This is a genomic window from Croceibacterium mercuriale, from assembly GCF_000802385.1.
In the GTDB taxonomy this organism is placed as follows: domain Bacteria; phylum Pseudomonadota; class Alphaproteobacteria; order Sphingomonadales; family Sphingomonadaceae; genus Croceibacterium; species Croceibacterium mercuriale.
This window is the reverse complement of sequence record NZ_JTDN01000001.1, coordinates 1,832,775-1,857,636: the sequence shown is the minus strand read 5'-3', so window position 1 is coordinate 1,857,636 and position 24,862 is coordinate 1,832,775. Positions and strand designations below refer to the sequence as shown.

The following is a 24,862-nucleotide window of genomic DNA, read 5'->3' as shown; positions in this document are numbered from 1 at the left end:
GTGCAGCCATGCTGCCAAGAAGTGTTTACCGCGCTGCAACATGGGTCTAGGCGCGGTCGATGGCCACCTCCGCCGCTACCCCCCACAACAAGATCATCGGCCAGCGGGAGCTGGTGGTGATCGTCGCCCTGCTGATGAGCCTCAACGCGCTCGCCATCGACGCCATGCTGCCCGCGCTGGGCCAGATGGCGGCGGAACTGAACGTGCAGGACGGCAACCGGCGGCAGCTGGTGGTGGCGGTGTACCTGCTGGCCAACGGTCTGGGCTGCCTGCTGCCGGGATCGCTGGCCGACCGCTTCGGACGCCGGCCGGTGCTGTTCGTCAGCCTGGCCGCCTATGCCGCCTGTTCGCTGCTGATCGCCGCGATCCATTCCTTCGAAGTGCTGCTGGCCTTGCGCGGCATCCAGGGCGTGCTGTGCGCGGGGCTGATGGTGGTGCCCACCGCGATCATCCGCGACCAGTATGAAGGCGACAAGATGGCCCGGCTGATGAGCCTGGTCAGCGCGGTGTTCATCACCGTGCCGGTAATCGCGCCCAGCCTGGGGCAGGGCGTGCTGCTGTTCGCCGGCTGGCGCTGGATCTTCATCCTGTTTGCCGTGGTGGCGGCGGTGACCGGCCTGTGGGTGTGGCTGCGCCTGCCCGAGACATTGCACCCGGAAAACCGCCAGCGGGTGGAGCTGCCGGTCGTGCTGCGCAACATGCGTACCGGCCTGCTGAACCGCGGCGCAATCGGCTACGTGCTCGGCGCCGGGCTGCTGGTCGGTGCGGTGTTCGGCTACGTCAACAGCGCGCAGCAATTGCTGGGCGAACATTTCGGCGTGGGCGAGTGGTTCCCGCTGGTGTTCGGCGGCACGGCGGCGATGATGGCGGTGTCCAACATCGTCAACTCCCGCATCGTGGAACGGTTCGGCGCGCGCCGCGTCAGCCATGCCGGTGTGCTGACCTTCATCGTGGTGTCCGCGGCGCAGGTCTGGGCGGCGCATTACCGCCCGGGCGAACTGGCGGTGTTCCTGCCGCTGATGGCCACCAACCTGATGCTGCTGGGCTTCCTGGGCGCCAATTTCGGTTCCATCGCCATGCAGCCCTTTGCCCGCATCGCCGGTGCGGCCAGCTCCGTGCAGACATTCTGCCGCATGTTCGGTGCGGCGGTCGTGGGCCTGCTGATCGGGCAGGCCTATGATGGCAGCGCGCGCCCGTTCGCCCATGCACTGCTGATGTGCAGCGTGTCGGCGTTGGTGCTGGTGCTGTTCAGCGAGAAGGGCCGCCTGTTCCGCCGCCTCAACCCGCCGCGGCAGCAGCAGCCGGCGGGGCCTCCGCCGGTCTGACCCGCACCAGCGGCGCATCCACCTGCACCTGCGCGCCGGTTGCCACCTGCAGGTCGGTGACCACGCCATCCGTCGGCGCGGTCAGCGCGTGTTCCATCTTCATCGCCTCCAGCACCAGCAGCCGTTGCCCGGCGACGACGGCTTGCCCGTCCGCCACATCGACCGCGATGACCCGCCCGGGCATCGGCGCCAGGATCGTCCCGTCGCCTGCCAGCAGCGCGCCGGCATCGAAGCGCGGCAGGCTGAACAGGAACGGCTGCGCATCACGCACCGCCAGCACGCCGTCACCGTCCCGCCCGCTGACCGGCGTGGCCGTGCCGCTGGCATAGACACACTCGGCCAGGTCCATTCGGCGCAGTTCGGTCGCGCCGCCCGGTCCATGATGCTGCACGCTGATCTGCATGGTGTCGGGCGCCGCCAGCCGCAGGCCGCCTGCCTGGTCCCACGGTCCCGCCAGCGGCTGCTCGCCCGTGCCGTAGAACGGCGCGAATAGGGCCAAGGCCGCGACCTGCCACTCATTGTCGCCCGGCCCGCCGCTGTCGGTCAGGGCTGCGCCCCGGTCCGCGATCAGGCCGGTGGTCGCCTGGCCCGTCTGCACCACCGGATCGCTCAGGCAGGCGAGCAGGAAGGCGGCATTGGTGCGCACCGGCCAGACACGCAGGTCGCGCAAGGCGGCGGCGAGGTGCTCATGCGCCTCCGCCCGGTCCTCGCCATGCGCCACCAGCTTGGCGATCATCGGGTCGTAGAACGGCGACACCGCATCGCCCTGTTCCACGCCTGTCTCGATTCGGATCGGCGTCTCGCCCCAGTCAAGCAGCTCCAGCGGGCCCGTTGCCGGCAGGAAGCCGCGCGCCGGATCCTCGGCATAGAGCCGCGCCTCCACCGCATGGCCGTGGATCGCCAGCTCGTCCTGCCCCAGCGGCAACGGCTCGCCGGCCGCCACGCGCAGCTGCCATTCCACCAGGTCGACGCCGGTGATCGCCTCCGTCACCGGATGCTCCACCTGCAGGCGGGTGTTCATCTCCATGAAGAACACCCGGTCGGCGGACAGGCCCCGGCTGCCATCGGCGATGAACTCGATCGTGCCGGCGCCGACATAGTCGACCGCCTGCGCCGCGCGCACCGCGGCATCGCAGATCGCGGCGCGGGTCGCCGCGTCCATGCCGGGGGCAGGGGCTTCCTCGATCACCTTCTGGTGCCGCCGCTGCAGCGAACAGTCGCGTTCGAACAGATGCACGACGTTGCCATGAGTGTCGCCGAACACCTGCACCTCGATATGGCGGGGCGCACTGATCCACTTTTCCAGCAGCACGCGCTCATTGCCGAAGGACGCGGCGGCCTCCCGCCGGCAGCTGTCCAGCGCCGCGGCGAAGTCGGCGCGGCTTTCCACCAGCCGCATCCCCTTGCCGCCACCGCCGGCCACAGCCTTGATCAGCACCGGCCAGCCGATCGCCTCCGCATGGTCCAGCAGGCTGGCGGCATCCTGGTCCGCCCCGTCATAGCCGGGCGTGACCGGCACCCCCGCGGCACGCATCCGCTGCTTGGCGGCGTCCTTCAACCCCATGGCGCGGATCGCTGACGGAGGCGCGCCCACCCAGACCAGCCCTGCGGCCATCACGGCCTCGGCGAACTCGGCATTCTCTGACAGGAAGCCATAGCCCGGATGCACCGCATCCGCCCCGGTCGCCAGCGCGGCCTCGATGATCCGCGCCCCCACCAGGTAGCTTGCGGCCGCAGGCGCCGGTCCGATCGACACCGCCTCGTCCGCCTCGCGCACATGCAAGGCGCGAGCATCCGCGTCGGAATGGACCGCGATCGTGCGCAGGCCCATGGCGCGGGCAGTGCGGATGATGCGGCAGGCGATCTCGCCACGGTTGGCGATCAGGACGGAACGGATCATGGCAGCCTCACCCAGTTTCTGTTGTAACTACGTACTATCCTCATCTGGCAGCGGAGTCATCGGCATCGGTGCGATCGGTCCCGCCATCCGCACCGCCAGCAGGATCTGCCCGCGCGCCGGCTGCGGCCATTGCGCCGGCGGCTCTCCGGGGGAGCGCAGCGCCTCGAACAGGGCGGTCAGCACATGGCGCAGCTTGGCCAGCTTGCCGATCCGCACCCGCCGGTCCCATGCCTTGGCGCCCCGGGCGCGTACCTTGCGACCGATCGCGCCATAGATGTTGGCCGCGGCCAGCACGGCCCAGCGCTGCCGGAAGGACAGGCTCGCCGCCCCGAACCGCGCCGATGCCTCGCGCTCCTCCGCCAGCGCGACCAGCTTCGCCACCAGCGCCACCAGCTGCGGGCGGAAGGCCGGCTTCATATGCTCGCCCGGCGGAATGTCCGCCTCCGCCAGCCACTCCATCGGCAGGTAGCAGCGGTCCCCCGCCGCATCCTCGCTGATGTCGCGCGCGATATTGCCCAGCTGGAAGGCGAGGCCGAGGTCACAGGCCCGGTCGAGCAGCTCGTCATCGTCCGGATCCACGCCCATGACCCGCGCCATCATTACGCCGACCGCACCGGCCACGTGGTAGCAGTAGCGCCACAGATCCATCTCGCTGCGAGGGCGCCAGCCGGCCAGGTCCAGCGCGAACCCCTCGATCACGTCGGCCGCCATCTCGGCCTTCAGCCCGGCCTCCAGCGCCACCTGCCCGAAGGCGTCGAACGCAGGTTCCGCCGTCGGCTGCCCCTCCAGCGCGCGCGCGGTCAGCACGCGGATGCCGGTGATCCGTTCATGCCCGTCAGTACCGGGCCGCAGGGTGAAGCCGCTGTCCTGCCCGTCGGCGATGTCATCGCACCGCCGGCACCAGGCATACAGCAGCCACGCCTTTTCCCGCGTGTCCCGGTCGAAGATCCGGCTGGCGGCGGCAAAGCTCTTGCTGCCCTTGCGGATGGCGCGGTGCGCCTCGGCCACCAGGTCGTCCCGCTCCCGCCCGCCGCCGATCTGGCGCGGGGTGGGGCGCAGGATGCGCGAAGGTGCCAGCATGCGCCGGGGCACCGTCAGCGGGCGGCGCGACGCGGGCCGCAGGGGCGGGGTGCTGCTCACAGCTCCTCCGCCGCCATGGCGAAGATCGGGCGGTGCGGCTGATAGGCGATCATGCGGTCCAGCAGCGGCTCCAGCTCGGTGTCCACCAGCATGATGTTCTGGTGCACGGAACGGACAAAGCCGGTCTCCGCCATGGTCCGGTTGAACGCCACCAGCCCGTCATAGAAGCCGAAGCTGTTCAGCAGCCCCACCGGCTTCGTGTGGTAGCCCAGCTGTGCCCAGCTCATCGCTTCCCACAATTCGTCCATCGTGCCGACCCCGCCGGGCAGGGTCAGGAACCCGTCCGACAGGTCGGTGAAGCGCAGCTTGCGCTCGTGCATGTTGGCCACCGTGATCAGCTCGGTACAGGCATGGTTGGCGACCTCCGCGGTGGCGGCCAGCGCCTCCGGGATCACGCCGATCACCTCGCCGCCGGCGGACAGCGCGCCTTCTGCCAGCGCCCCCATCAGCCCGCGCGTGCCCCCGCCATAGACCACGCCGATCCCGCGCTCCGCCAGGGCAGCGCCGGTGGCACGCGCCAGCGGGACATAGCGCGGATCTGCGGGAGTGGCGGAGCCGCAATAGACGGCAAGGCGGTTCATGGCGCTTCGGGTCCTTCGATCATGGTGAATGTGGCCGGGCGGCCTTTGGAACGGTAGTACTCGACCGCATCGTCGAACACCTGCTGCGCGCGGGCGAAGTCCAGGCCCAGCGTCGCCCGCGCCGCCGCGGCATTGCGCCAGGTGATCTCCAGCGGGGCGGTGTAGTAGGCCAGCAGCACGTCGAACAGCGCGTCGAGATTGGGGCCATGATCGTCCGGTGTTTCCGGATGCAGCGCCACCTGCGCGTGCAGGTCCGCCAGCGACCCCATCGTCGCGCCATCCAGCGTGAGTGCCGTCACGCCGCCAGGTCCGCCAGCATCAGCCCGGCCGTGGCCTTGGCGCTGCCTACCACGCCGGGGATACCCGCACCCGGATGGGTGCCCGCGCCCACCAGGTAGAAGTTGCGGATCACGTCGTCGCGATTGTGCCCCCGGAAGAACGCGCTCTGCGTCAGCATCGGCTCCAAGCTGAAGGCGCTGCCCAGATGCGCGTTCAGGTCGGCGGCGAAATCGGTCGGGGCGTAATGGAACTTGGTCACGATGCGGCTGTGGATGTCCGGGATCAGCCGGCGGCCGACCTCGTCCAGGATGCGCTTCTCCAGCTGCGGGCCGACCACCGACCAGTCGATGGCCAGCTTGCCCATGTGAGCGACCGGCACCAGCGCATAGAAGGTGCTCATGCCCGGCGGTGCCATCGCCGGGTCGGTCACGCTGGGATGATGCAGGTAGATGGAGAAATCTTCCGGCAGCACGCCATGGGTGTAGATATCGTCCAGCAGCCCTTTGTACCGGGGGCCGAACAGGATCATATGGTGCGGGATGCCGGGCCAGGTGCCCTCGACCCCGAAATGGACCACGAACAGGCTGGGGCTGAACCGCTTCTTCATCAGCTTGCGCCCTTCGCGCTGGCCGCGCTGGTTGCCGCTCAGCAGGTCGCGATAGGAATGGACGATGTCGCCATTGCTGGCCACCGCGTCGAACGTCTCGTTCCAGCCGCTGGCGCAGGTGACGTCGCTCGCCCGGTCGCCCATCGTGCCGATGGCGGTCACCGGATCGCCCAGCCGGACCACGCCGCCCAGCCGTTCGAAATGGCGGACCATGGCCGCGATCAGGCGGTTGGTGCCGCCGCGCGCCCACCACACGCCACCGTCCTTCTCCAGCTTGTGGATCAGGGCGTAGATGGAGCTGGTGGTCATCGGATTGCCGCCCACCAGCAGCGTGTGGAAGCTCAGCGCCTCGCGCAGCTTCTCGCTTTTGACGTAGCTGCTGACCACCGAATAGACGGAGCGCCACGCCTGGTGCTTCATCAGCGCGGGCGCGGCCTTGATCATGCTGGCGAAATCCAGGAACGGCACGCTGCCCAGCTTGACGTAGCCTTCCTGGAACACGCCCGCCGAATATTCCAGGAACCGGTCATATCCGGCGACATCGGCCGGATCCAGCTTGGCGATCTCCCGCTTCAGCGAGACCTCGTCGTTGGAATAGTCGAAATTACTGCCGTCGGGCCAGTTCAGGCGGTAGAACGGCATGACCGGCATCAGCTCGATGTCGCGGGCCATGTCATGCCCGCTGATGGCCCACAATTCCTGCAGGCAGGCGGGGTCGGTCACCACCGTCGGCCCGGCATCGAAGGTGAAGCCGTCGCGCTGCCAGAAATAGGCCCGCCCGCCCGGCTTGTCGCGCGCTTCCACCACGGTGGTGGCGATGCCCGCCGATTGCAGGCGGATGGCCAGTGCCAGTCCGCCAAACCCGGCACCGATGATGCAGGCGCGCTTCGCCTGGGGGTCGATCATGCACTATCCCTTTGTGTTTGCGCGCCAAGGTAAAGCGGCGGCCGGTCTTGTGCCAGTGCCCGCACTGCCGCGCCCACCGGCACTGGCGGCTTTCCGCTCAGCACCCGCACCCGGTCAGCCCAGGTGCTGCGCCCGGCATAGAACCGTTCGATCAGCGATGGCTTCAGGGCATAGAAACGCTCGAACACGCGATAACGCTCCGCCGGGGCGGCCGCCCCGAACAGCATTTTTCCCAGCAGACGATAAAAGCCCGTGCGGCGCCAGTGTTCGCGCCCGCGCTGCTCCAGCAGATCGGCCAGCGCGGTGCCCGTCAGGGCGGGTTTGTTGGCGAATGCCTCGGCCACGATCAGCGCCGTCTCGACCGCGAAGGGCAGGGTGTAGCTGGTCAGCGGATGGACCAGGCCCGCACCCGCCCCGGCACGCGCCACGCCCGGCACGCGCATTTCCGCCTGCCATGCGGCAAAGTCGCCCCCGGTGATCACCGGCAGCACGCCCGTCTCCTCGTGCGTCATCGTGCCGGTCCAGCCATGCGCGGCGGCATAGGCGTCGATCCGGCCGGACAGCAGCGCCCGGTCCAGCACCGGGCTGTCCTGATAATAGGTGTCCTCGATGAACACCGCGTCCGCCGCCATGGGCAGGACATAGACGAAGCGGTATCCGTCCACCTGGTCGACGGTCGCATCCATGATGATGGGCCGGGTCAGCCCATGCGGCCGCTCCAGCTGCAGGGTGCGCCCCATGAACACCTGCCACCCGCCCCTGAGGTGCCGGGTCGGCCGGAACCCGCGGCAGTCGATCACCGCACCGGCGGGCAGCCGCGCGCCGTCGGCCATGGTCACGCCGTCCGCCGCAACGTCTTGCGCCCGCTGTCCCGTGACCAGCGTGCCGGCCGGCAGCACAGCCGTCAGGTGGCTGGCAAAATCGTCGGAGCCGAGCGAGCGGTAATCGGTTTCCAGCACCCGGCCGCCATGCGGGAACGCGACCTCGTACCCGGCATGCCATTCGGCCTTGGTCAGCGGCGCCAGCAGCCTGGTGCCGGCCTCGTCCAGGTCGCTGGCGAACCAGCTCCACCGGTGATTGCCGCCGGGCTGCGCGCCTTCCTCGATCACCCGGATGTGCAGGTCGGGGCATCGCGTCGCCAGCGCCAGCGCGATCAGCCCGCCCGCCAGCCCGCCGCCGACGATCGCCACATCGCATCCATTGCTGCCCGCGGCTGTGCCCATGGCGCTGCCTTACCCGATCATCGCCCGCTGGCAATGCACGGTTCGCCGTATGGGCAGCAGGAACAGAGTAGCTGGACGTGCGTTTCGCGCCCATCATCCAGGGGCCTACAGACAACATGCGAAAGATCCTTACCGGCGCCGGCATTCTGGCCGCGCTGATTGCCATGCCCGCCGTCGCGCAGGACGTGGCCACCGCCTCCGGGCCGCTGCCGGCACCCGAGCAGGTGGACGCAGGCGTTCTCGACGGCGACTTCTTCATCATCGGCGCAGGTGTCGGTCTGGTGCCGACCTACGAAGGTTCGGACGATTATGTCGTGACCCCGGTGCCGGCGATCGCCGGCCGGCTGGGCGGCATCGGCATCGCCCCGCGTGCGGGCGGCGTCGCACTCGACCTGATCAGCGATTACGACACGGCTGGCAACGTGCAGTTCCAGCTCGGGCCGGTCGCCCGGCTGCGTTTCGGGCGGGACGGCGACGTCAAGGACGACATCGTCGAGCGGCTGGCTGACCAGGATCTGGCAGTCGAGGTCGGCGCCAATGCCGGCATCACCTTCTCGCAGGTGCTGCACCCGTATGACCGCCTGACTGTCAGTTCAGACGTCGTGTGGGACGTGGCCGGCGCGCATGACGGCATGGTGATCACGCCGGGCGTCAGCTACCTCACCCCGCTCAGCCGCGGCATCTTCGCGGCGCTGAACGTCAGCACCGAATGGGTCGATGATTCCTACGCCGACTACTATTATGGCGTGACCCCGGGCGATGCGGCGATCACCGGTCTGCCGGTCTATGACGCGGATGGCGGCTTCAAGTCGGCCGGCGTCAACCTGGTCGCCGGGTTCGATCTCAACGGCGACATCACCGATGGCGGCCTCGCGATCGTCGGTCTCGCCAGCTACAACCGGCTGTTCGGCTCGGCGGAGGACACGCCGTTCACCAGCATCCGCGGCAGCGCGGACCAGTGGGTCGGCGGGATCGGTCTGGCCTACACGTTCTGACGCTTGCATGCCCGGGGGGTGCGGCCTATCCTGGTTGCACCCTCGGGGAGCCTGCCATGGCTGAGAGGTGGGGCTGGCATCCCACGACCCGTCGAACCTGAACCCGTTAATACGGGCGGAGGGAAGGGCGGCGGCACAGGCGCAATCCGGCTTTCCGCACCTTTTCTCCGAAGAAACGGAGAGCGTGCATGGCCGACATCAATTCCCCGCTGGAAATCGGCGTAACGACCGGCCCGATCCGCGGATCGCGCAAGATCCATGTCGGCCCGCATCGCGTCGCAATGCGCGAGATCGTGCTGGAACCCTCCTGCGGCGAACCGCCGGTGCGGGTCTACGACACCTCCGGCCCCTACACCGACCCCGCCGCCACCATCGACATCGCCACCGGCCTGCCCCTGTTGCGCCGCCCCTGGCAGATGGCCCGCGGCGACGTGGAGGCGTATGACGCGCGCGAGGTGCAGCCGGAGGATAACGGCCTCAAGGGCCCTGACCGCTCCGCTGGCGTGCCCGCCTACCCCAACACCATCCGCCGCCCCTTGCGCGCGAAAGCCGGCGGCAACATCAGCCAGATGCACTACGCCCGCCGCGGCATCATCACGCCTGAGATGGAGTACGTTGCCGAGCGCGAGAATTTGGGCCGCGAATTCGTCCGCAAGGAAATGGACGGCAACAGCTGGGGTGCCGAGATTCCCGAATACGTCACCCCCGAGTTCGTCCGGGACGAACTCGCCCGTGGCCGCGCCATCATCCCGTCGAACGTCAACCACCCCGAATGCGAACCGATGGCGATCGGCCGCAACTTCCTGGTCAAGATCAACGCCAATATCGGCAACAGCGCGGTGGCGTCCGATGTCGCGGCGGAGGTGGACAAGCTCGTCTGGTCGATCCGCTGGGGCGCCGACACCGTCATGGACCTTAGCACCGGGCGCAACATCCACGACACCCGCGAATGGATCATCCGCAACAGCCCGGTCCCCATCGGCACCGTCCCCATCTATCAGGCGCTGGAAAAGGTCGGCGGCATTGCGGAGGACCTGACCTGGGAGATCTTCCGCGACACGTTGATCGAACAGGCGGAGCAGGGCGTCGACTACTTCACCATCCATGCCGGCGTGCGCCTGCCCTACATCCCGATGACTGCGAAACGCGTCACCGGCATCGTGTCGCGCGGCGGGTCGATCATGGCCAAGTGGTGCCTGTCCCACCACCGCGAGAGCTTCCTGTACGAACATTTCGACGAGATCACCGAGATCTGCGCCGCCTACGACATTGCCTACTCGCTGGGCGACGGACTGCGCCCCGGCTCCATCGCCGACGCCAATGACGAGGCGCAGTTCGCCGAACTCTACACGCTGGGCGAACTGACGAAGCGCGCCTGGGCGCAGGACGTGCAGGTCATGATCGAAGGGCCGGGCCATGTCCCGATGCACAAGATAAAGGAGAACATGACCAAGCAGCTGGAAGCCTGCGGGGAGGCGCCGTTCTACACCCTCGGGCCCCTCGTCACCGACATCGCGCCGGGTTACGACCACATCACCAGCGGCATCGGCGCGGCGCAGATCGGCTGGTACGGCACCGCCATGCTCTGCTACGTCACGCCCAAGGAGCACCTGGGCCTGCCCGATCGCGACGATGTGAAGGTCGGCGTCGTCACCTACAAGCTGGCCGCCCATGCCGCCGACCTGGCGAAGGGCCACCCGGCGGCGCAGGTGCGTGACGATGCGCTCAGCCGCGCCCGGTTCGAGTTCCGCTGGCGCGACCAGTTCAATCTCAGCCTCGATCCGGAAACGGCGGAACAGTACCACGACCAGACCCTGCCGGCCGAAGGCGCCAAGACGGCGCATTTCTGCTCCATGTGCGGGCCGAAGTTCTGCTCCATGAAGATCACGCAGGAAGTGCGCGACTTCGCGGCGAAGCAGAACGCCCCGATCCAGACCTTCGTGGCGGTGGAGGAGGCGGAAGCCGGCATGGCCGCGATGAGCGAGAAGTACCGCGAAGGCGGCAACGAGCTCTATATCGGCGCCAACGGGCGCGAGCAGGACTGACCGGGGCAGCGGGGGGGGCCGCGAACGGCCGCCCCCGCCCCCCTCACGCCATCAGTTGGTGGCGAGCGTCGCCGTCGGCAGCGCGGCCAGCTGCGCGGCCGTCATGCTGGTCTGTACATCCGTGTCGTTGCCGTCGGCCCGCGTGCTCAGCCCGGCCAACGGCACCATCACGTAGCGATCGGGGTTGCTGTCCTCGATCTCGACCAGCAGGCCTTCGACGGTGCTGCCGCTGCGGCGCACCTGCGCGACATCGCCCAGCTCCGTGCCGTCGGCGGTGACGAGGTCGGCATCCAGCAACTGCCGCTCGGTCAGGCCCAGCGCCACCTGCGCATCGCCGGATGCGGCGGCGCTGGCATCGGCCTGACGCTCGACCGTGTCCTCCATCGCATCCGCCTGCTTCTCGGCTTCGGACTGACACGCCGCCACGCTCAGGGCGAGCGACGACAGGGCGGCAAGGGTGGCGAACTTCATGGCAAAGGCTCCTCTGCGCTGTTGTGGGATACAGGGCGAACGAGGACGCGCCGCGTTGGTTTCCCTGTACGCCGCCACGGCAGGGGCACTGCAGACCCGCGGCCATTGACGGACCGGCGCGCAGGACGCAGGTTTCGGCCGGGTTCCTGGACGGGGGCAGCGAGTGGCATGACGGGGCCGGCGGATGCGATCAGGATTGACCCGGTGACGGCCCTGCCTCCGCCGCCTGACGCTGGGCCGGTCGCCCGGCGGGGCGGGGTGCGGGATCGCGCCGACCGCAGCCTGCTTGCGCCCACCACCTTCGACCGGGTGCTCGCCGCCGGGGCAGCAGTGCTGCTGCTGGCGGTGCTGGTCGCCCTGGCCCGCGGCTTCGGCCAATGGGCGCAGCTCCCGGCGGCGCTGTGGGTCCACATCCTCACCATCCTCGTCGCGCTGGCGCTCACGCCGGTCATGCTGCTGCGTCCGCGCGGCGACCGGCGCCATCGCCGGCTGGGCTGGGTCTGGGCCGCCGCCCTGTTCCTTACCGCTGCCGTCAGCTTCCTGGTGCGGACCGCACCCGATGGCGGGTTCAGCGTCATCCACCTGCTGTCGGCCTTCACCCTGTTGCAGGTGCCGCTGATCATCTGGACCGCGCGCACGCACCGCTGGGCACGCCATCGCAGCGCAGTCCGCGGGATGGTGACGGGCGCCCTGCTGATCGCGGGTTTCTTCACCTTCCCGTTCGGCCGGCTGATGGGCACCTGGCTGTTCGGATAAGCGCCGCGCTTTACATCGGCGGCATTGGCGGCAAACACACGCCATGGCCGATCTTTACCTCAAGGCGCTGGAATCCGAGCGCAAGGCCCTGTGGGCGACCTGTCGCCTCAAGGGCCTCCCCAAGACCTCCCTCGAGCGCATGCGCATCGTGGAACTGGACCGCCTGCTTGCTGCGCATAAGGGGAAGACGAAGGGGTAGGTCGCGCTGGCGGCCCGGCTTGTAACATATCAAAAAAGATATATAAGGCTTGGACAGTCGAATTCCTCGATGACACCGCGTTAGCAGAACTCGAAGCCATGCCGGCCACATCAAGGCGCGCGTTGCCCGCATCGTGGACCTGATCGAAGGACATGGGCTGGAGCGTGTCGGCGAGCCTCACATCAAGCATCTCCAGGGCAAGCTCTGGGAAATGCGGATGAAGGGGCGCGATGGCATCGCTCGCTCGCTTTATGTAACTGCCACCGGCCGGCGCGTGGTCGTGCTGCGGAGCTTCGCCAAGAAGACGCAGAAGACCCCGCGCCGGGAGATCAGTCTGGCCCTCGAACGGGCGAAGGAGGTCGAATGAGCCGCAGATCCATCCCCGCAAAGGCAGCCGTTGCCGAGTGGCGCAAGGATCCAGCCTTCACCCGCGAATACGAAGCACTGGCGGATGAGTTCGCCCTTGCCGCTCAGCTCATCGAAGCCCGCGCCCGCGCCGGTCTGACGCAAGCGCAATTGGCTGAGCGGATGGGAACGAGCCAGAGCGCCGTGGCCCGACTGGAGAGTGGCAAGGCGCTGCCATCAGTGGCGACGCTGGAGAAGCTCGCAGCGGCGACGGGGAGCAGGCTGCGGATTGCTCTGGAAGCGAGATAACTCTCGCGTCACCCCTTTTCCAACGCGTCATCAAGTTCATGAAGACGGCTCTCGATCTGCGAAACTAGACGATAGATGCCGGTCAACTCGGGCATCAGGTGCTTGGTCTCGTCTTTGCCGGCAAAGGTGCCAAAGTACTTTGTCGTTGGAGAGTTAAACCACATGCGCGCAATCGTTTTCCGATTGTTGTCATCCAGCAATATCGCGCAATATGACTTGCTGTCCCGGATGGTGATCCGCTTCGGGTCCACGAGACGGGAGGCAATTGCCTGGACGATATGGTACCCACTCAATTCCTCTTGAGTGGTGATAATTGCCTCTTCCGGAATCTCGGACGTTGCCTCTTCTGGCTCTGCCATCGCGGGTGTTGTCGCGTTCAGCGCTGACGAGAGGCGCTCATTGACTCTGTCCCGAATAATTGAGGCAATGGTATTTGGGATCAGGCGCGCAATCATCTCCTTGCTGGCAGGTGTCAGTCGTCCCTCAACAACCCGTCCAGCGAACATACGGGTCAATTCTTCCGAAGGCTCTGAAAACTCTTGCTCGACTGCTTTCCGGAGAAGGGACTGGAGCTTCAGGTTGCCAGCCTCCTGAATGATCTGCTCAACATCGAAGCCGGTCTTGGCGAACTTTTCCAACGTCCGAACGTCGGATGGTTTTATCGCATCCATGCTAAAGATGAAGAACGGGCGTTCATCCATCTTGTTTGGTTTTTCTACATCGGAGTAAAACTGGTAGTTAACGCCGTTGGTGAGAATGGCCAACCGGGCATCAGTCACGCTGAAGTAGCGAAATAGCTGGGAAGCATGATGAACGTTCAAATCGGCTGAAGCCGGTTTGCACTCGATTAGAATGTTAACTGCACCATTGTTGCAAATGGCGTAATCAACCTTCTCGCCCTTTTTGATGCCGACGTCTGCTGTGAACTCTGGAACAACCTCTTTAGGGTTGAAAACGTCGTATCCGAGTGATTGTAGAAAGGGCATCACCAAAGCGGTCTTTGCCGCCTCTTCTGTCAGCAGCACCTCGCGATGTTCGATCGTGCGCTTTTGCAATTCAGCCAGCCGCGTAGCAAGGTCCATAATTTTCCCTTTGTTGCCAATGCAGGATGACGAGGTGGTTACCTTGGGGCAAGCATGATTATTGCCTCACTTCCTCTTCGCGCGCCAAGACTGGCGCATACAACGCCGCCGCAAACTTGCACCGCATCTTGCACAAGCCAAAGCACTCGCCGGTCTCGATCCGGCATGATGGCGATTGATTCCGGCACATCCTCCTCGTCTGCGGCATACTCGCACAGGCGCTCCCAATCGTGTGTACGCGACAAGACCATACCCGGAGGCACGCCAGGGCGCGATGCTTGCTCGCGGACCTTCAGCAAACCGTTTTCCTACACGCCGCCAATCTGCCCAAAGCGCGCCCATGACCACGCCCCCGCCTGGCGCCCCTTCGCCAGCCGCACCGCCCCGCACCCGCCACCCCGATCCGCACCCGCACGACCAGTACCGCTGGACGCCAGCCAAGGCGCTCGCCTTCCTCGATGACCTCGCCCGGCACGGCAATGTCGCGCGGGCCGCGCGCAGCGTCGGCATGACCCGGCAATCGGCCTATCGCCTGCGCGACCGCTCGCTGACCATGGCGCAGGCCTGGCCGCGGGCGCTCGCCGCCGGGATGGAGCGGGCCGCGCTGGTGCCCAGTCGGGCGGAGACGCGGCAAGCCGCCACGCGTCGCCGGCAGGCGGATGCGCGATGGTTCGCGCAAGGACTGCCGTGGCTGCAAGGGGACGACACCGCGCGGCAGGGCGACCGCATCCCGTCCCGAGGTGACGCCGCGCTCCGGCAAAGTGACGCGTCCGGCAGGAACAGCGACAGCCATGGCGCGCAAGGCGTCAGCGTGTGACCGTCAAGGCGACACCAGCGCCGGCACGGTGTCGCCAGGCGGGATCAAGCAGACGGGAAATCCGGCCAAGCCGACGCGCAGGGGTGCAACCTGTGTCACCCCGTCAGCGCGTGCAACCGCTCCGCCAGCGCAGTATCCATCAGCGCCGCATCGTCCCGCAGGCCGCGCAGCACCGCCGCCATCTCGGCGTCGCCCAGATGCTCCGCCAGCGCCAGCGCGGTCTCGTGGCTGACCCGCTGCGCCTGCTTGCCCTTGCGCAGCGCGCCCACCAGCGCGACGTCGCGCCAGCGGCCGCGTGCCTCCGTTTCGGTGTCGCGCCCGGCATCGTCCAGGATCGCGCGCAGCCAGATATTGTCCGCACCGCCCGCCGCCGCGCCCAGCCCGGTCAGCAGGTCGATCAGCGCCCCCGCCTCGCGCGCCGCGGCACGCACATCGGCCACGATCAGCATCCGCAGCGCATCGTCATTCACTGCGTCGGCCAGCCCGTCGCCCCGCTCCGCCAGCGCGCGCGCGGCATCGGCCATGTCCTGCAGCGCCTCGACCAGCAGCCCCCGGGCACTATCGACCTGCGGCATCCCCGGCGCTCCTATCTGGTATGGCCCCGGTCGCGATCCACCAGCAGCTGGAACAGGATCGCGCGGATCTCGCCATCCACGATGCCGTCGATCCGTTCCGGCCGCCACCGCCGCTGGAACGCCTCCACGACCTTGTGGCTGTCGGTGATGTCGTATCCGAACCGCTCCAGCGCCAGCATGAAGGCGCCGTCATTGTCGAACGGATCGCCCAGGTCCAGCCGGTCGGGCCGGGGCAGGCACAGGCGGTGGGCGGCCAGCCGGTCCCACGGGAACAGCTCGCCCGGATCGATCTTGCGGGTGGGGGCGACGTCCGAATGGGCGACTACGTTGGCGCGCGGAATGTCATGCGCCTGCACGATCCGCGCCAGCAGCGGCAGCAGCGCGTCGATCTGCGCCGGCGCGAAGGGGCGGTACCCGCCGGCATGGCCCGGATGCTCCAGCTCGATCCCGATGCTGGCGGAATTGACGTTGCGGATGCCGCGCCAGAAGCTGGCCCCGGCATGCCAGGCGCGCTTGTCCTCTGCCACCAGCCGGGTGACCTCGCCCGCCTCGCTGATCAGGTAATGCGCGCTGACCTCGGCCGCCGGATCGGTCAGGCGGGCCAGCGCCGCATCGAACGGCATCTCGGTATAATGCAGCACCACCATGGCGATGGCGCCGGTGCGCTCGTTCCAGTTGGGGGAGGGGATCTCCCGCTGGACAAGCTCGTCCTCAGTCATCGGCCCAGTCGTCCGCCGGTACCTCGGTCGACGCACCGATGGTGGCGCCCATCACCAGCACGCCATCGCCCTGCGCCTGCTGCACAGTGCCGCCATGCGCCTGTGCCAGCTGGCGCACCAGCGCCGCCGGGGCGGTGCGGGCGGACAGCTGGTGCGGGGGCAGGGTGCCGTCCAGCGCGCGGCCGATGTCGCGGTCCATCGCGATGCGCGCGCCTTCCGCCCGGATGGCGATCTCCACCTCGCTGCCGCGCCGCTCCGCCGCGATGGCCAGCACCCCGCCACGCACCAGCGTGTCCAGGCCGATCGCCGCCATGTTCAGCAGCAGCTTGGCCGCCGGGCCCGGCAGCGTCTCCGCCGCGATGCCCCAGTCCAGCGCCACGTCGCGCCCGCTGGCGGCCAGCGCGGTGATCAGCTCCCGCATCTCGGCCACCGGCATCTCCTGCACGCTGGAGCCGGCCGCGCCGAAGGCGTAGCGGAAGAAGGTCAGCTTGTCCGCCGCCACCCGCGCACTCTGCGCCAGCAGCTGCGTGCAGCTGTCGCGCATGGCCGGGTCGTTCTCGTGTTCCAGCAGCTCCAGCCCGTTGCCGAAGGCGGCGACCGGGCTGACAAGATCGTGACACAGGCGGGAGCAGAGCAGGGCGGCGAGATCGGGTTGGGCGTTCATCATTGCCGCCCTTAGCTTTCCGTGACCGAACAGGGAAGCGGCGCAAAGCCCGGCTCGTCGTCCCGCCACCAGCATACGTCGCACCCCGCGACGATCGCCCACACCCGCCCGTCTCCCGCCGCCTGCGCCTGGTCGGTGGCGGACGGCCGCGCCTCGCCAACCGGGTGCGAGTGGTAGTAACCCAGCACCTGCGGCCCGCCCGCCCGCGCCGCCCGGTGCGCGGCAATCAGCGCCGCCGGGTCGATCTCGAACCGGTGCCACGGCTCCGCCGCCACATTGGCCGCCGGCACCGCCTGCGTGATCGCACCGCCCCGGCCCAGCAGCAGGCCGCAGCATTCCAGCGGATGCGCGGCGGCCGCCTCCGCCCGCAGCATCGCCAGCACGGCGCTTGTGACCGTCCATTCCATGCGGCACAGCCATAGCCATGGACGACGCGGACACAATCACCGGCACGCTGGCGGGCGGCCAGCGGCTGGACAAGGCGCTGGCGGAGGCGAGCGGCCTGTCGCGCGAACGGGTCAAGGCGCTGCTGGCCGAAGGCGCGATCACCGTGAACGACGCACCCGCTACCTCGCCCACCGCCAGACCCGCCGCCGGCACCGCCTTCGCCATCCGCCTGCCCCCGGCCACCGACCCGCACGCCGCCCCGCAGGCCATCCCGCTCACCATCGTGCACGAGGATGCCGACCTGCTGGTGGTGGACAAGCCCGCCGGCATGGTCGTCCATCCCGCCGCCGGCAATCCGGACGGCACGCTGGTCAACGCCCTGCTGCACCATTGCGCGGGGCAGCTGTCGGGCATCGGCGGCGTCGCCCGGCCCGGCATCGTCCACCGGATCGACAAGGATACCTCCGGCCTGCTGGTCGTGGCCAAGAGCGACCGCGCGCACGAAGGCCTCGCCCGCCAGTTCGCCGACCATTCCATCATCCGTGCCTACCTGGCCGTCACCACCGGCCACCCGCAGCCGCCCGCCGGCACGATCGTCACGCGGCTGGGTCGTTCCGATGCCGACCGCAAGAAGATGGCTGTGCTGCCCAAGGATTCCTCGCGCGGCAAACACGCCGTCACCCACTACAAGACCCTGGAACGGCTGCACGGCGCCGCCCTGATCGAGTGCCGGCTGGAAACCGGTCGCACCCACCAGGTCCGGGTTCACCTGCTGTCAATCGGTCATCCGCTATTGGGGGATCCGTTATATGGACGTGCCAACGCCACCACCCGCCCGATCCTGCGCAGCCTCGGCTTCGCGCGCCAGGCACTGCACGCGCAGCAGCTCGGCTTCGTCCATCCGGTCAGCGGCGAGTCGCTGCATTTCAGCAGCCCGCTGCCGCCCGACATGCGCCGACTAATCGACGAATGCGGTCAATAAGATCGACGAAACGAAGGGTGATTTCAGGATCGGTCGGTATATAAGACCGTTGAGGACATAAGTGGCTGGGTCCTGCCGGATGCCCGATCGGGGTCCGCGAACCAAACAGCCGACAAAGGTTACAGGAAACTGGATACATGAGCGAGCAACGCAAGCTGACAGTGCCGGCACTCGGGGGCGAACAGAGCCTCAACCGCTACCTGTCGCAGATCAAGAAATTCCCGGTGCTGAAGCCCGAGCAGGAATACATGCTCGCCAAGCGCTATCAGGAACATGAGGATCGGGAGGCCGCCGCGCAACTGGTGACCAGCCACCTGCGCCTAGTGGCCAAGATCGCCATGGGTTACCGCGGCTACGGCCTGCCGGTCAGCGACCTGATCTCCGAAGGCAATGTCGGTCTGATGCAGGGCGTCAAGAAGTTCGAGCCCGATCGCGGCTTCCGCCTGGCGACCTACGCCATGTGGTGGATCAAGGCGTCCATCCAGGAATACATCCTGCGCAGCTGGTCGCTGGTCAAGATGGGCACCACCGCCGCGCAGAAGAAGCTGTTCTTCAACCTGCGCCGCATGAAGAAGCAGCTGGAGGCCTACGAGGATTCCGACATGCACCCGGACGACGTCGCCAAGATCGCGACCGACCTGGGCGTGCCGGAGCAGGAGGTCATCAACATGAACCGCCGCATGCTGATGGGCGGCGATGCCTCGCTGAACGTCTCCATGCGCGCGGATGAGGAAGGCGGCGGCCAGTGGCAGGACTGGCTGACCGACGACCGCCCGCTGCAGGACCACGTCGTGGCCGAGGCGCAGGAATCCTCCGTCCGCCATGCCATGCTGGTGGAGGCGATGGACGGGCTGAACGATCGGGAGAAGCACATCCTGACCGAACGCCGCCTGACCGACGATCCGCAGACCCTGGAGGAGCTGAGCCAGGTCTACGACGTCAGCCGCGAACGCATTCGCCAGATCGAGGTGCGCGCCTTCGAGAAGGTGCAGAAGGCCATGCAGCGGATCGCCGGCGAGAAGCTGATGCCCGCGATGGCCTGAGGCTTGGTTTCAGTGCTGAGGTTATGAGAGGGCGGCCTGCGAGGGCCGCCCTTTTTCTAAGATGTGGCGCTGATCCTATCAGCCTAGAATTGGGTTGAGGTAGAACTCTGCCTTAAAGCGATGCAAAATTATCCGATAGCGACCATCAATCGATGCTTGGTCGTTGCTGCTGCGGTTCATCAGTTCGAACTGCGTGAGTTCTGGATCACGGGCAGGGTCTTCGGGTGAAAGGCGGCGGTTGATCTCGCGCAGCCGCTGGAACCGCCTGAGGAAGGCTCGAAGGCTAAGCAATTCTTTATGGTCGAGTTGACCTGCTAGCAAATAGATAATTGGTATTTGTGCTTGAGCGGCGAGCAGCGGATCTTTCGAACGAAACAAGGGAGCGAGCCGGTCCAAGGCCTGCTCGACGCGGTCTGCCGAGTGAGAGATGTCTACATTCTCCGTGTCCTCGATCGCCTCCACAAATCCGCCGATCGCGAGATCCACCTCTTCGGCTCGGCTTTTAGCGGTCGCGCGCATGCGCGCCGGGTCAGCCACAAGTCGGTCAAGCTGAGTCTTTTTTGTATCGAATGCACCTCCGGCGTGTTCCAGAAGCAAAAGTTTAGCAGCAGCGTTGGCGTCCTGTCCACGAAGCGTAGTAAACCGTACTTTCTCGCGGAAGAATGAGTGTTCCACTAGCCGTCGGATAAGGTCAGGTACCGTACCTAGCATGGCATTGCGCTTTTCAGCGCCGGTGAGCGGGCTGCTTGTGTTTAGCCGGAGGAATAGTTCGTTGATGTTTTTTTCGTCAGAAGTGACAACTCCCATTACAGTTAGGCGAAAATTGGCAAAGCGCTCTGCTATATCCGGATGGTCCCGCACGAGCTTGCTATAGTCTAGGCCACCAAGATTGCGGGCCGGTTGGTCAAAGAGGACAAACTGTCGCGAAAGTGTTAGTCGCCCTGAAAAGAACGCAAAAAGCGCTTGTAAACGCTGCTTTCCGTCGATGACAGCATACGGAAGCCCTTTCATATCAAGCGTGCGTTCACTCCGCGTGAAGTCGGCCAGATAAACCTTAGGTATATCAAAACCGTTTAGCACGGTATCGATCAAGCGTTGTTGAGTTGCTACCCCCCAGATAGAACCCTTACGCTGGTAGACTGGCGCGAAGTCGATGCTCCGCTCCTCAAACCACCAGTCTCTAAGGCTTCGGGGTTCGATCTCCCGAACAATCATGCTCATTTTAAAAACCCGCGCCGGTTTCGGATCTCTCGGCTAAGACCGTCTAGGTCAGGATACACGACCGAGTCTGAGATGCCCATATTGAAGAGGTGGGAGAAGATTTCTCTCTTGCTCGGGCCGGTCACGACTATTTTTCTCAACACATTATCGTTCATAAGATTGAGGGATACTTGATCCTCCATTGAAGATGTGTCGCGGCCATAAAGTATGAATGAACCTCGCTGGGCGACAATGCGGGGGGTGTTATGAACTCCGTAGATTGCGCAGGGCGTCGTAATCTCGATTCCCTCGACTGTGGGCGCTGGTAGAAGTCCCTGAATATCTTTTGCGTAAGCTCCAAGAACGCGAGCCGCATTAACCCGATTAGGAAACGTTTTTCTATTTAACTCTATAGGGTTGATTACCCACACGGCAGCGTCGAGTTCGCTTCCAGGATCCTCGTCGCGCGCATTCTCCGTAGCAAAAAATAGCGCAGTAAAAGGATTTTCGGTCCAATCCAGAAGTCGGGTTGGAACTCTGTAGTGCTGCATAACAAACAAAAGTTCGAGATCCGAAGCCGGGATGCTTGGCTTAAATGGCGGAGCCTGATGCCGGTAATCGTTGAGCAACTGCCACTCTAGGTCGATCAAGTCTGTAGCCTGAGTTAAAGTGGGATGCCGAAATAGTCCGGGTCTAAGATCGTGACGGACATCACGCGCGCCGCGAAACCAGATGGTGCGGCCCTCGGCAGCAAGGATGCTAACTTCATCCGCAAATTCGCGCAGCGACGTAACTGTTCGGTGTACGCCATCCTCCGCCTTCTGCTCCTGTGCCTCGGTCAAATGACATCTCTCCCGCGGTACAATAACGGACCTCTGTCTCGCGACAAACACTGCCCCGTTAACACGCTCTTCGTCTAGCCAAGTTTGTGGACTTTCTCAAACAATGACGCCGATCTCATCATCCCGATGAACGGCAGCCGTGTTTCGTTATGCTCACACTACGCAAAGGGTCTAGTAAGGTCTTAATTGCAATTCGATGCCCGGTTGTCAGATCCGCGACAAAGCTCGCTTTAAATGCAGGCGACCCAATCTCACCCGCAAACCACTTTCCTACACCCCCCTCCCATACCTACCGCCTCCGGCGATGAGCAACCGCCGCAACACTGCCCGCCCTCGGTGCGCCGCCAGCCGCCCGGGCCAGAGGCCCTGGCAGCCTTACCTCAGGCTCCCGCCCTTCCTCCCCGTGCCCGTCCGCACCCGGCGCGACGGGTGGACGGCGGAGCGGCAGGCGCGGTTCATCACCTTGCTGGCGCAGGGCGGCTGCGTGCGTAGCGCGGCTCAGGTGCTCGGCCTGTCGCGGGAGAGCGCCTGGCGCCTGCGCCACAGTGACGCGCGCCACGCTGCAAGGTTACACGGGTGATCGGCAACGCGACACCGGCTGCTGCGGTGCGTGACACCGCCATGTGGCAAGGTGACGCTGCCGCTGCGCAGGGTCACGCCGGATGGCGGCAAGGTGACACCGCCGCCGTGCAGGGTCACACCGGACGGCGGCAAGGTGACACCGGATGCCGCCAGCGTGACGCGAAATCGGGCAAGCCGACGCGAATGGGCGTCACCTGTGTCACCCCTGCCGGGTGCGGCTCTCCTTGCGGGCCGGCAGCAGCAGGAACAGGTTCGCGCGCACCGCGCCACCCACCACACCGCCGAGCAGGGTCGCACACCCGGCGCCCTCCGGACCTGCACGCCGACCCAGGCTCAGGCCCTGAGCGTCGCCCCGCCATCCACATACAGATCGGCCATGGTGATGTGGCCGGCGCGGTCGCTCAGCAGGAACAGCACGGTCTCCGCAATGTCCTCCGGCGTGGCGAGCTTGCCCAGCGGAATGCCGGTCTTGTACGCCTCCAGGCTGCCCGCGATCACCCGCGCGGCGCCCTGGTCGTCCGCCCACATGTCGGTCTGCATCGGCGTCAGGGTCGATCCGGGCGCCACATGGTTGCAGCGGATGCCGTGCGGCGCCAGCTCCAGCCCCAGGCAGCGGGTGAACATCGCCGCCGCCGCCTTGGACGCGGCATAGGCGGCCATGTTCTGCCGCGGAATGCCCGCCGCGTTGCTGCCGACGGTAACGATGCTGCCTGTGCCACGAGGCGCCATCACCCGCCCCAGCGCCCGGCCCAGGTGGAACACGCCGTCGGTGTTGACGGCAAAGGTCCGGCGCCATTCGTCATCCGTGAGGTCCAGCACCGGGGCGGTGGACAGCACGCCGGCGACATTCACCCCCAGCGCGACCGGCCCCCACTCGTGCTCGACCTTGGCCACCAGCGCATCCACCGCGCCGCTGTCGGTCACGTCCAGCACCGCCGCATCCGCGCCGTCGGGCCGGGCAAGGTCGGTCGCCATCACCCGCGCGCCTTCCTCCCGCAGCAGCCGCACCACCGCCGCGCCGATCCCGCCCGCCGCGCCGGTGACCAGCGCGATGCGGCCCTCCAGCCCGAAGGAGCGGCTCATTGCAGCGCCTCCAGCACGTCGGTCGTGGCGACCACCCGGGCGCAGCAATCGGCCGCCTGCGCCAGCGCGGCATCGTGCCACTCGCGGGAGAAGTCGCCCAGCGCGTCGCCCACCATGAAAGGCTGCAGGTCCAGCTGGAACGCCTCCGCCGCGGTGAACAGGCAGCCGATATGGGCATAGATGCCGCACACGATCAGCTGGTCCCGCCCGCGCGCCCGCAGCAGCACCTCGAGGTTGCTGCGCTGGAACGCGCTGTAGCGGTGCTTGACCAGCACGATGTCGTCGGTGGCAGGGGCAAGGGCGGGGACGATCGGCTGATGTTCCGCCACCTGGCGCATGCCCGGCCCCCACAGGTCCGCCTGCCGCCCGCGATCCGCCGGCAGCTGGTCGCCCTGCTGCGCGGTATAGAACACCGGCACCCCAGCCCCTCTCGCAGCCGCCAGCAGCGTGCCGATATGCTGCACCAGGTCCGGCACCGGCGCGGCCTGGAAGGCGTCGACGAAATAATGCTGCATGTCATGCACCAGCAGCGCGGCCCGATCCCGCTCCAGCACCCAGTCGGCGCGGGAGGCCGGCCACTCGGCGGGCAGGGGCAGGGCATAGGGCGCGATGCCGGGCAGGCGGCGGGGTGTGTCGCTCACGCCGCGGCCCCGGCCTGCACCGGCATGTCCAGCGCCAGCGCGCGCAGCATGGCGCCGAACTTGGCATCGGTCTCCGCCAGTTCGGCCGCCGGGTCCGATCCGGCGACGATCCCGGCGCCGGCATGGAGGCGCACGTCGCACCCGCTGATCTCGGCACACCGCAGCGTGACATGCCAGGCACCATCGCCCGCCGCATCGACCCAGCCGATCGCCCCGCCATAGAACCCGCGGCGATCCCCCTCCAGGTCGCGGATCGCCTGCAGCGCCGCCGCGCGCGGCACGCCGCCGACCGCCGGGGTCGGGTGCAGCAACGCCGCCAGCCCCGCCGCGCTCGGCCCGTCACCGGCCTTCAGCATGCCGCCAATTTCGGTGCCCAGATGCCACATCGTGGCGGTGGATCGCAGCGCCGGGCTGGCAACGGTCAGGTCGATGCACAGCGGTGCCAGCAGGTCGGCGATATATTCCACCACCAGCGCATGTTCGCGCCGATCCTTTTCCGATTGCAGCAAGCGCCGCCCGGCCGCCTCGTCGCTCACCCGGTCTGGCCCGCGCGGAGTGGAGCCGGCCAGCGGGTGGGAGCGGATGGCAGCACCATGCCGCTCCACCAGCAGCTCCGGCGTGGCGCCGACCAGCCAGTGATGTGCCCGGCCGGAAACCGGCGCCAGGTCCAGCAGGAAGGTCAGCACGGAAGGGTCGGCGGCATGCAGCCGACGGGCCAGTACCAGCGGATCGACCGGCACGCTGGTCCGCGCGGCCAGCTGCCGGGCCAGCACCACCTTGCTGAGCACCCCCTGGTCGATCAGGCGCAACGCCTGCGCGACCATCGCGGCATATTCATCGCCTTCGTCCAGGCGGCGCAAGGCGGCGGGGATGGCTGTCGGCGCGGCGTGCAGCACATCGGCCACGCTCCGGCCCTGGTGCGCCGCATCCGTGGCGAACAGATAGCTGTCCTGCCCCGGATCGAACGGCATCGCCCCGGCGACGAGCGCCCCCGGCCCGGCCATCGCCAGCAGCCGCTGCACGGCCTCAGGCAACGCATCCTGTCCGGGCCGCAGGTGCCGTGCAGTGCCGCGCGCATGCAGGCCATCCTCCTGCCCCAGCAACAGCAACCCGTCGAACGCCACGTGAACCTCGCCACTTGCAAGTGATTTGCAGCGGCAATAG

Annotated in this window: 28 protein-coding genes and 1 riboswitch; of the genes, 11 read left to right on the top strand and 17 right to left on the bottom strand. The window is 67.0% G+C overall.

The window, feature by feature from the left end; all coding sequences use genetic code 11:
- Nucleotides 1-59: 59 nt before the first annotated feature.
- On the top strand, nucleotides 60-1,325 hold the full coding sequence (locus tag PK98_RS08725; RefSeq protein ID WP_039095810.1) for a multidrug effflux MFS transporter: 1,266 nt from the start codon (nucleotides 60-62) through the stop codon (nucleotides 1,323-1,325).
- On the opposite strand, the gene PK98_RS08720 is transcribed toward PK98_RS08725, so the two are convergent.
- The 6 genes from PK98_RS08720 to crtY are packed head-to-tail and all read right to left on the bottom strand — an operon-like array spanning nucleotide 1,279 to nucleotide 7,961.
- Nucleotides 1,279-3,225 (bottom strand): acetyl/propionyl/methylcrotonyl-CoA carboxylase subunit alpha, encoded by a 1,947-nt coding sequence (locus PK98_RS08720; protein ID WP_039095808.1) that lies wholly within the window; start codon nucleotides 3,223-3,225, stop codon nucleotides 1,279-1,281. The two genes, PK98_RS08725 and PK98_RS08720, sit on opposite strands and share 47 nt — an antisense overlap.
- A 27-nt stretch (nucleotides 3,226-3,252) precedes the next feature.
- On the bottom strand, nucleotides 3,253-4,305 hold the full coding sequence (locus tag PK98_RS08715) for a phytoene/squalene synthase family protein (RefSeq protein ID WP_052208448.1): 1,053 nt from the start codon (nucleotides 4,303-4,305) through the stop codon (nucleotides 3,253-3,255).
- Nucleotides 4,306-4,361: 56 nt separating this feature from the next.
- Nucleotides 4,362-4,946: an LOG family protein gene (locus PK98_RS08710; protein ID WP_039095806.1), complete on the bottom strand. Its 585-nt coding sequence runs from the start codon at nucleotides 4,944-4,946 to the stop codon at nucleotides 4,362-4,364.
- Nucleotides 4,943-5,245 (bottom strand): barstar family protein, encoded by a 303-nt coding sequence (locus tag PK98_RS08705; protein WP_039095804.1) that lies wholly within the window; start codon nucleotides 5,243-5,245, stop codon nucleotides 4,943-4,945. The genes PK98_RS08710 and PK98_RS08705 overlap by 4 nt, the downstream gene beginning before the upstream one ends.
- Nucleotides 5,242-6,738, bottom strand: a complete 1,497-nt coding sequence (locus PK98_RS08700) for a phytoene desaturase (protein ID WP_039095802.1) — start codon at nucleotides 6,736-6,738, stop codon at nucleotides 5,242-5,244. The genes PK98_RS08705 and PK98_RS08700 overlap by 4 nt, the downstream gene beginning before the upstream one ends.
- Nucleotides 6,735-7,961 carry a lycopene beta-cyclase CrtY gene (gene crtY / locus PK98_RS08695; RefSeq protein ID WP_039095800.1) on the bottom strand — a complete coding sequence of 409 codons (1,227 nt, stop codon included), beginning with the start codon at nucleotides 7,959-7,961 and terminating at the stop codon, nucleotides 6,735-6,737. The genes PK98_RS08700 and crtY overlap by 4 nt, the downstream gene beginning before the upstream one ends.
- A 116-nt stretch (nucleotides 7,962-8,077) precedes the next feature.
- Between crtY and PK98_RS08690 the strand changes: the two genes are divergently transcribed.
- Both PK98_RS08690 and thiC read left to right on the top strand, forming a co-directional pair.
- Nucleotides 8,078-8,956 carry a MipA/OmpV family protein gene (locus PK98_RS08690; RefSeq protein WP_039095799.1) on the top strand — a complete coding sequence of 293 codons (879 nt, stop codon included), beginning with the start codon at nucleotides 8,078-8,080 and terminating at the stop codon, nucleotides 8,954-8,956.
- A gap of 33 nt (nucleotides 8,957-8,989) precedes the next feature.
- Nucleotides 8,990-9,097, top strand: a riboswitch (TPP riboswitch).
- Between the two features lie 47 nt (nucleotides 9,098-9,144).
- Nucleotides 9,145-11,001: a phosphomethylpyrimidine synthase ThiC gene (gene thiC, locus PK98_RS08685; protein ID WP_039095797.1), complete on the top strand. Its 1,857-nt coding sequence runs from the start codon at nucleotides 9,145-9,147 to the stop codon at nucleotides 10,999-11,001.
- 51 nt (nucleotides 11,002-11,052) lie between these two features.
- On the opposite strand, the gene PK98_RS08680 is transcribed toward thiC, so the two are convergent.
- Nucleotides 11,053-11,472 (bottom strand): hypothetical protein, encoded by a 420-nt coding sequence (locus PK98_RS08680; RefSeq protein WP_039095795.1) that lies wholly within the window; start codon nucleotides 11,470-11,472, stop codon nucleotides 11,053-11,055.
- Nucleotides 11,473-11,730: 258 nt separating this feature from the next.
- Between PK98_RS08680 and PK98_RS08675 the strand changes: the two genes are divergently transcribed.
- From PK98_RS08675 to PK98_RS08665, 4 genes are all read left to right on the top strand, one after another.
- Nucleotides 11,731-12,228: a DUF2306 domain-containing protein gene (locus PK98_RS08675; RefSeq protein WP_039096513.1), complete on the top strand. Its 498-nt coding sequence runs from the start codon at nucleotides 11,731-11,733 to the stop codon at nucleotides 12,226-12,228.
- 43 nt (nucleotides 12,229-12,271) lie between these two features.
- Nucleotides 12,272-12,427, top strand: a complete 156-nt coding sequence (locus tag PK98_RS17215) for a hypothetical protein (protein ID WP_162835549.1) — start codon at nucleotides 12,272-12,274, stop codon at nucleotides 12,425-12,427.
- A 109-nt stretch (nucleotides 12,428-12,536) separates the two neighbouring features.
- Nucleotides 12,537-12,794, top strand: a complete 258-nt coding sequence (locus tag PK98_RS08670) for a type II toxin-antitoxin system RelE/ParE family toxin (RefSeq protein WP_268745944.1) — start codon at nucleotides 12,537-12,539, stop codon at nucleotides 12,792-12,794.
- Complete coding sequence (locus tag PK98_RS08665; protein WP_039095793.1) at nucleotides 12,791-13,081, top strand: helix-turn-helix domain-containing protein; 291 nt, start codon at nucleotides 12,791-12,793, stop codon at nucleotides 13,079-13,081. The genes PK98_RS08670 and PK98_RS08665 overlap by 4 nt, the downstream gene beginning before the upstream one ends.
- An 8-nt stretch (nucleotides 13,082-13,089) precedes the next feature.
- Here PK98_RS08665 and PK98_RS08660 read toward each other — a convergent pair whose 3' ends face one another.
- Nucleotides 13,090-14,163, bottom strand: coding sequence for a type I restriction endonuclease (locus PK98_RS08660; protein ID WP_039095791.1), 1,074 nt, complete (start codon nucleotides 14,161-14,163; stop codon nucleotides 13,090-13,092).
- Between the two features lie 340 nt (nucleotides 14,164-14,503).
- On the opposite strand from PK98_RS08660, the gene PK98_RS15965 reads away from it, so the two are divergent.
- Nucleotides 14,504-14,980: a hypothetical protein gene (locus PK98_RS15965; protein ID WP_052208233.1), complete on the top strand. Its 477-nt coding sequence runs from the start codon at nucleotides 14,504-14,506 to the stop codon at nucleotides 14,978-14,980.
- A 95-nt stretch (nucleotides 14,981-15,075) separates the two neighbouring features.
- On the opposite strand, the gene PK98_RS08650 is transcribed toward PK98_RS15965, so the two are convergent.
- From PK98_RS08650 to PK98_RS08635, 4 genes are read right to left on the bottom strand one after another with little or no spacing between them, the layout of a single operon-like run.
- Nucleotides 15,076-15,555, bottom strand: a complete 480-nt coding sequence (locus PK98_RS08650; RefSeq protein WP_039095789.1) for a DUF892 family protein — start codon at nucleotides 15,553-15,555, stop codon at nucleotides 15,076-15,078.
- Nucleotides 15,556-15,566: 11 nt separating this feature from the next.
- On the bottom strand, nucleotides 15,567-16,274 hold the full coding sequence (locus PK98_RS08645) for an N-acetylmuramoyl-L-alanine amidase (protein WP_039095787.1): 708 nt from the start codon (nucleotides 16,272-16,274) through the stop codon (nucleotides 15,567-15,569).
- Nucleotides 16,267-16,938: a histidine phosphotransferase family protein gene (locus PK98_RS08640; protein WP_052208443.1), complete on the bottom strand. Its 672-nt coding sequence runs from the start codon at nucleotides 16,936-16,938 to the stop codon at nucleotides 16,267-16,269. The genes PK98_RS08645 and PK98_RS08640 overlap by 8 nt, the downstream gene beginning before the upstream one ends.
- Before the next feature lie 11 nt (nucleotides 16,939-16,949).
- On the bottom strand, nucleotides 16,950-17,345 hold the full coding sequence (locus tag PK98_RS08635) for a M67 family metallopeptidase (RefSeq protein WP_039095785.1): 396 nt from the start codon (nucleotides 17,343-17,345) through the stop codon (nucleotides 16,950-16,952).
- Between the two features lie 17 nt (nucleotides 17,346-17,362).
- Between PK98_RS08635 and PK98_RS08630 the strand changes: the two genes are divergently transcribed.
- Together PK98_RS08630 and rpoH are read left to right on the top strand one after the other, a co-directional pair.
- Complete coding sequence (locus PK98_RS08630) at nucleotides 17,363-18,307, top strand: RluA family pseudouridine synthase (RefSeq protein ID WP_039095783.1); 945 nt, start codon at nucleotides 17,363-17,365, stop codon at nucleotides 18,305-18,307.
- A 137-nt stretch (nucleotides 18,308-18,444) separates the two neighbouring features.
- Nucleotides 18,445-19,350 (top strand): RNA polymerase sigma factor RpoH, encoded by a 906-nt coding sequence (rpoH, locus tag PK98_RS08625; protein WP_081996096.1) that lies wholly within the window; start codon nucleotides 18,445-18,447, stop codon nucleotides 19,348-19,350.
- A gap of 78 nt (nucleotides 19,351-19,428) precedes the next feature.
- Here rpoH and PK98_RS16340 read toward each other — a convergent pair whose 3' ends face one another.
- Together PK98_RS16340 and PK98_RS16335 are read right to left on the bottom strand one after the other, a co-directional pair.
- On the bottom strand, nucleotides 19,429-20,571 hold the full coding sequence (locus PK98_RS16340) for a DUF262 domain-containing protein (RefSeq protein WP_081996095.1): 1,143 nt from the start codon (nucleotides 20,569-20,571) through the stop codon (nucleotides 19,429-19,431).
- Nucleotides 20,568-21,392, bottom strand: a complete 825-nt coding sequence (locus PK98_RS16335; protein ID WP_161792422.1) for an FRG domain-containing protein — start codon at nucleotides 21,390-21,392, stop codon at nucleotides 20,568-20,570. The genes PK98_RS16340 and PK98_RS16335 overlap by 4 nt, the downstream gene beginning before the upstream one ends.
- Nucleotides 21,393-21,795: 403 nt before the next feature.
- Here PK98_RS16335 and PK98_RS17040 point away from each other — a divergent pair, with 403 nt between their 5' ends.
- A complete protein-coding gene (locus PK98_RS17040) occupies nucleotides 21,796-21,972 on the top strand; it encodes a hypothetical protein (protein WP_161792421.1) in 177 nt (58 codons plus the stop codon).
- A gap of 335 nt (nucleotides 21,973-22,307) precedes the next feature.
- On the opposite strand, the gene PK98_RS08610 is transcribed toward PK98_RS17040, so the two are convergent.
- The 3 genes from PK98_RS08610 to PK98_RS08600 are packed head-to-tail and all read right to left on the bottom strand — an operon-like array spanning nucleotide 22,308 to nucleotide 24,822.
- Complete coding sequence (locus tag PK98_RS08610) at nucleotides 22,308-23,057, bottom strand: 2,3-dihydro-2,3-dihydroxybenzoate dehydrogenase (protein ID WP_081996093.1); 750 nt, start codon at nucleotides 23,055-23,057, stop codon at nucleotides 22,308-22,310.
- Nucleotides 23,054-23,698, bottom strand: a complete 645-nt coding sequence (locus PK98_RS08605; protein WP_052208231.1) for an isochorismatase family protein — start codon at nucleotides 23,696-23,698, stop codon at nucleotides 23,054-23,056. Before PK98_RS08605 ends, PK98_RS08610 begins: the two co-directional genes overlap by 4 nt.
- Nucleotides 23,695-24,822: an isochorismate synthase gene (locus PK98_RS08600; RefSeq protein ID WP_052208229.1), complete on the bottom strand. Its 1,128-nt coding sequence runs from the start codon at nucleotides 24,820-24,822 to the stop codon at nucleotides 23,695-23,697. Before PK98_RS08600 ends, PK98_RS08605 begins: the two co-directional genes overlap by 4 nt.
- Nucleotides 24,823-24,862: the final 40 nt, after the last annotated feature.

Bases quoted from the DNA above. Each gene is read 5' to 3' on its own strand.
- PK98_RS08725 (WP_039095810.1), top strand. From the start codon at position 60: ATGGCCACCTCCGCCGCTACCCCCCACAACAAGATCATCGGCCAGCGG.
- PK98_RS08720 (WP_039095808.1), bottom strand. From the start codon at position 3,225: ATGATCCGTTCCGTCCTGATCGCCAACCGTGGCGAGATCGCCTGCCGC.
- PK98_RS08715 (WP_052208448.1), bottom strand. From the start codon at position 4,305: ATGCTGGCACCTTCGCGCATCCTGCGCCCCACCCCGCGCCAGATCGGC.
- PK98_RS08710 (WP_039095806.1), bottom strand. From the start codon at position 4,946: ATGAACCGCCTTGCCGTCTATTGCGGCTCCGCCACTCCCGCAGATCCG.
- PK98_RS08700 (WP_039095802.1), bottom strand. From the start codon at position 6,738: ATGATCGACCCCCAGGCGAAGCGCGCCTGCATCATCGGTGCCGGGTTT.
- crtY (WP_039095800.1), bottom strand. From the start codon at position 7,961: ATGGGCACAGCCGCGGGCAGCAATGGATGCGATGTGGCGATCGTCGGC.
- PK98_RS08690 (WP_039095799.1), top strand. From the start codon at position 8,078: ATGCGAAAGATCCTTACCGGCGCCGGCATTCTGGCCGCGCTGATTGCC.
- thiC (WP_039095797.1), top strand. From the start codon at position 9,145: ATGGCCGACATCAATTCCCCGCTGGAAATCGGCGTAACGACCGGCCCG.
- PK98_RS08680 (WP_039095795.1), bottom strand. From the start codon at position 11,472: ATGAAGTTCGCCACCCTTGCCGCCCTGTCGTCGCTCGCCCTGAGCGTG.
- PK98_RS17215 (WP_162835549.1), top strand. From the start codon at position 12,272: ATGGCCGATCTTTACCTCAAGGCGCTGGAATCCGAGCGCAAGGCCCTG.
- PK98_RS08665 (WP_039095793.1), top strand. From the start codon at position 12,791: ATGAGCCGCAGATCCATCCCCGCAAAGGCAGCCGTTGCCGAGTGGCGC.
- PK98_RS08660 (WP_039095791.1), bottom strand. From the start codon at position 14,163: ATGGACCTTGCTACGCGGCTGGCTGAATTGCAAAAGCGCACGATCGAA.
- PK98_RS15965 (WP_052208233.1), top strand. From the start codon at position 14,504: ATGACCACGCCCCCGCCTGGCGCCCCTTCGCCAGCCGCACCGCCCCGC.
- PK98_RS08650 (WP_039095789.1), bottom strand. From the start codon at position 15,555: ATGCCGCAGGTCGATAGTGCCCGGGGGCTGCTGGTCGAGGCGCTGCAG.
- PK98_RS08645 (WP_039095787.1), bottom strand. From the start codon at position 16,274: ATGACTGAGGACGAGCTTGTCCAGCGGGAGATCCCCTCCCCCAACTGG.
- PK98_RS08640 (WP_052208443.1), bottom strand. From the start codon at position 16,938: ATGAACGCCCAACCCGATCTCGCCGCCCTGCTCTGCTCCCGCCTGTGT.
- PK98_RS08635 (WP_039095785.1), bottom strand. From the start codon at position 17,345: ATGGAATGGACGGTCACAAGCGCCGTGCTGGCGATGCTGCGGGCGGAG.
- PK98_RS08630 (WP_039095783.1), top strand. From the start codon at position 17,363: ATGGACGACGCGGACACAATCACCGGCACGCTGGCGGGCGGCCAGCGG.
- rpoH (WP_081996096.1), top strand. From the start codon at position 18,445: ATGAGCGAGCAACGCAAGCTGACAGTGCCGGCACTCGGGGGCGAACAG.
- PK98_RS16340 (WP_081996095.1), bottom strand. From the start codon at position 20,571: ATGAGCATGATTGTTCGGGAGATCGAACCCCGAAGCCTTAGAGACTGG.
- PK98_RS08610 (WP_081996093.1), bottom strand. From the start codon at position 23,057: ATGAGCCGCTCCTTCGGGCTGGAGGGCCGCATCGCGCTGGTCACCGGC.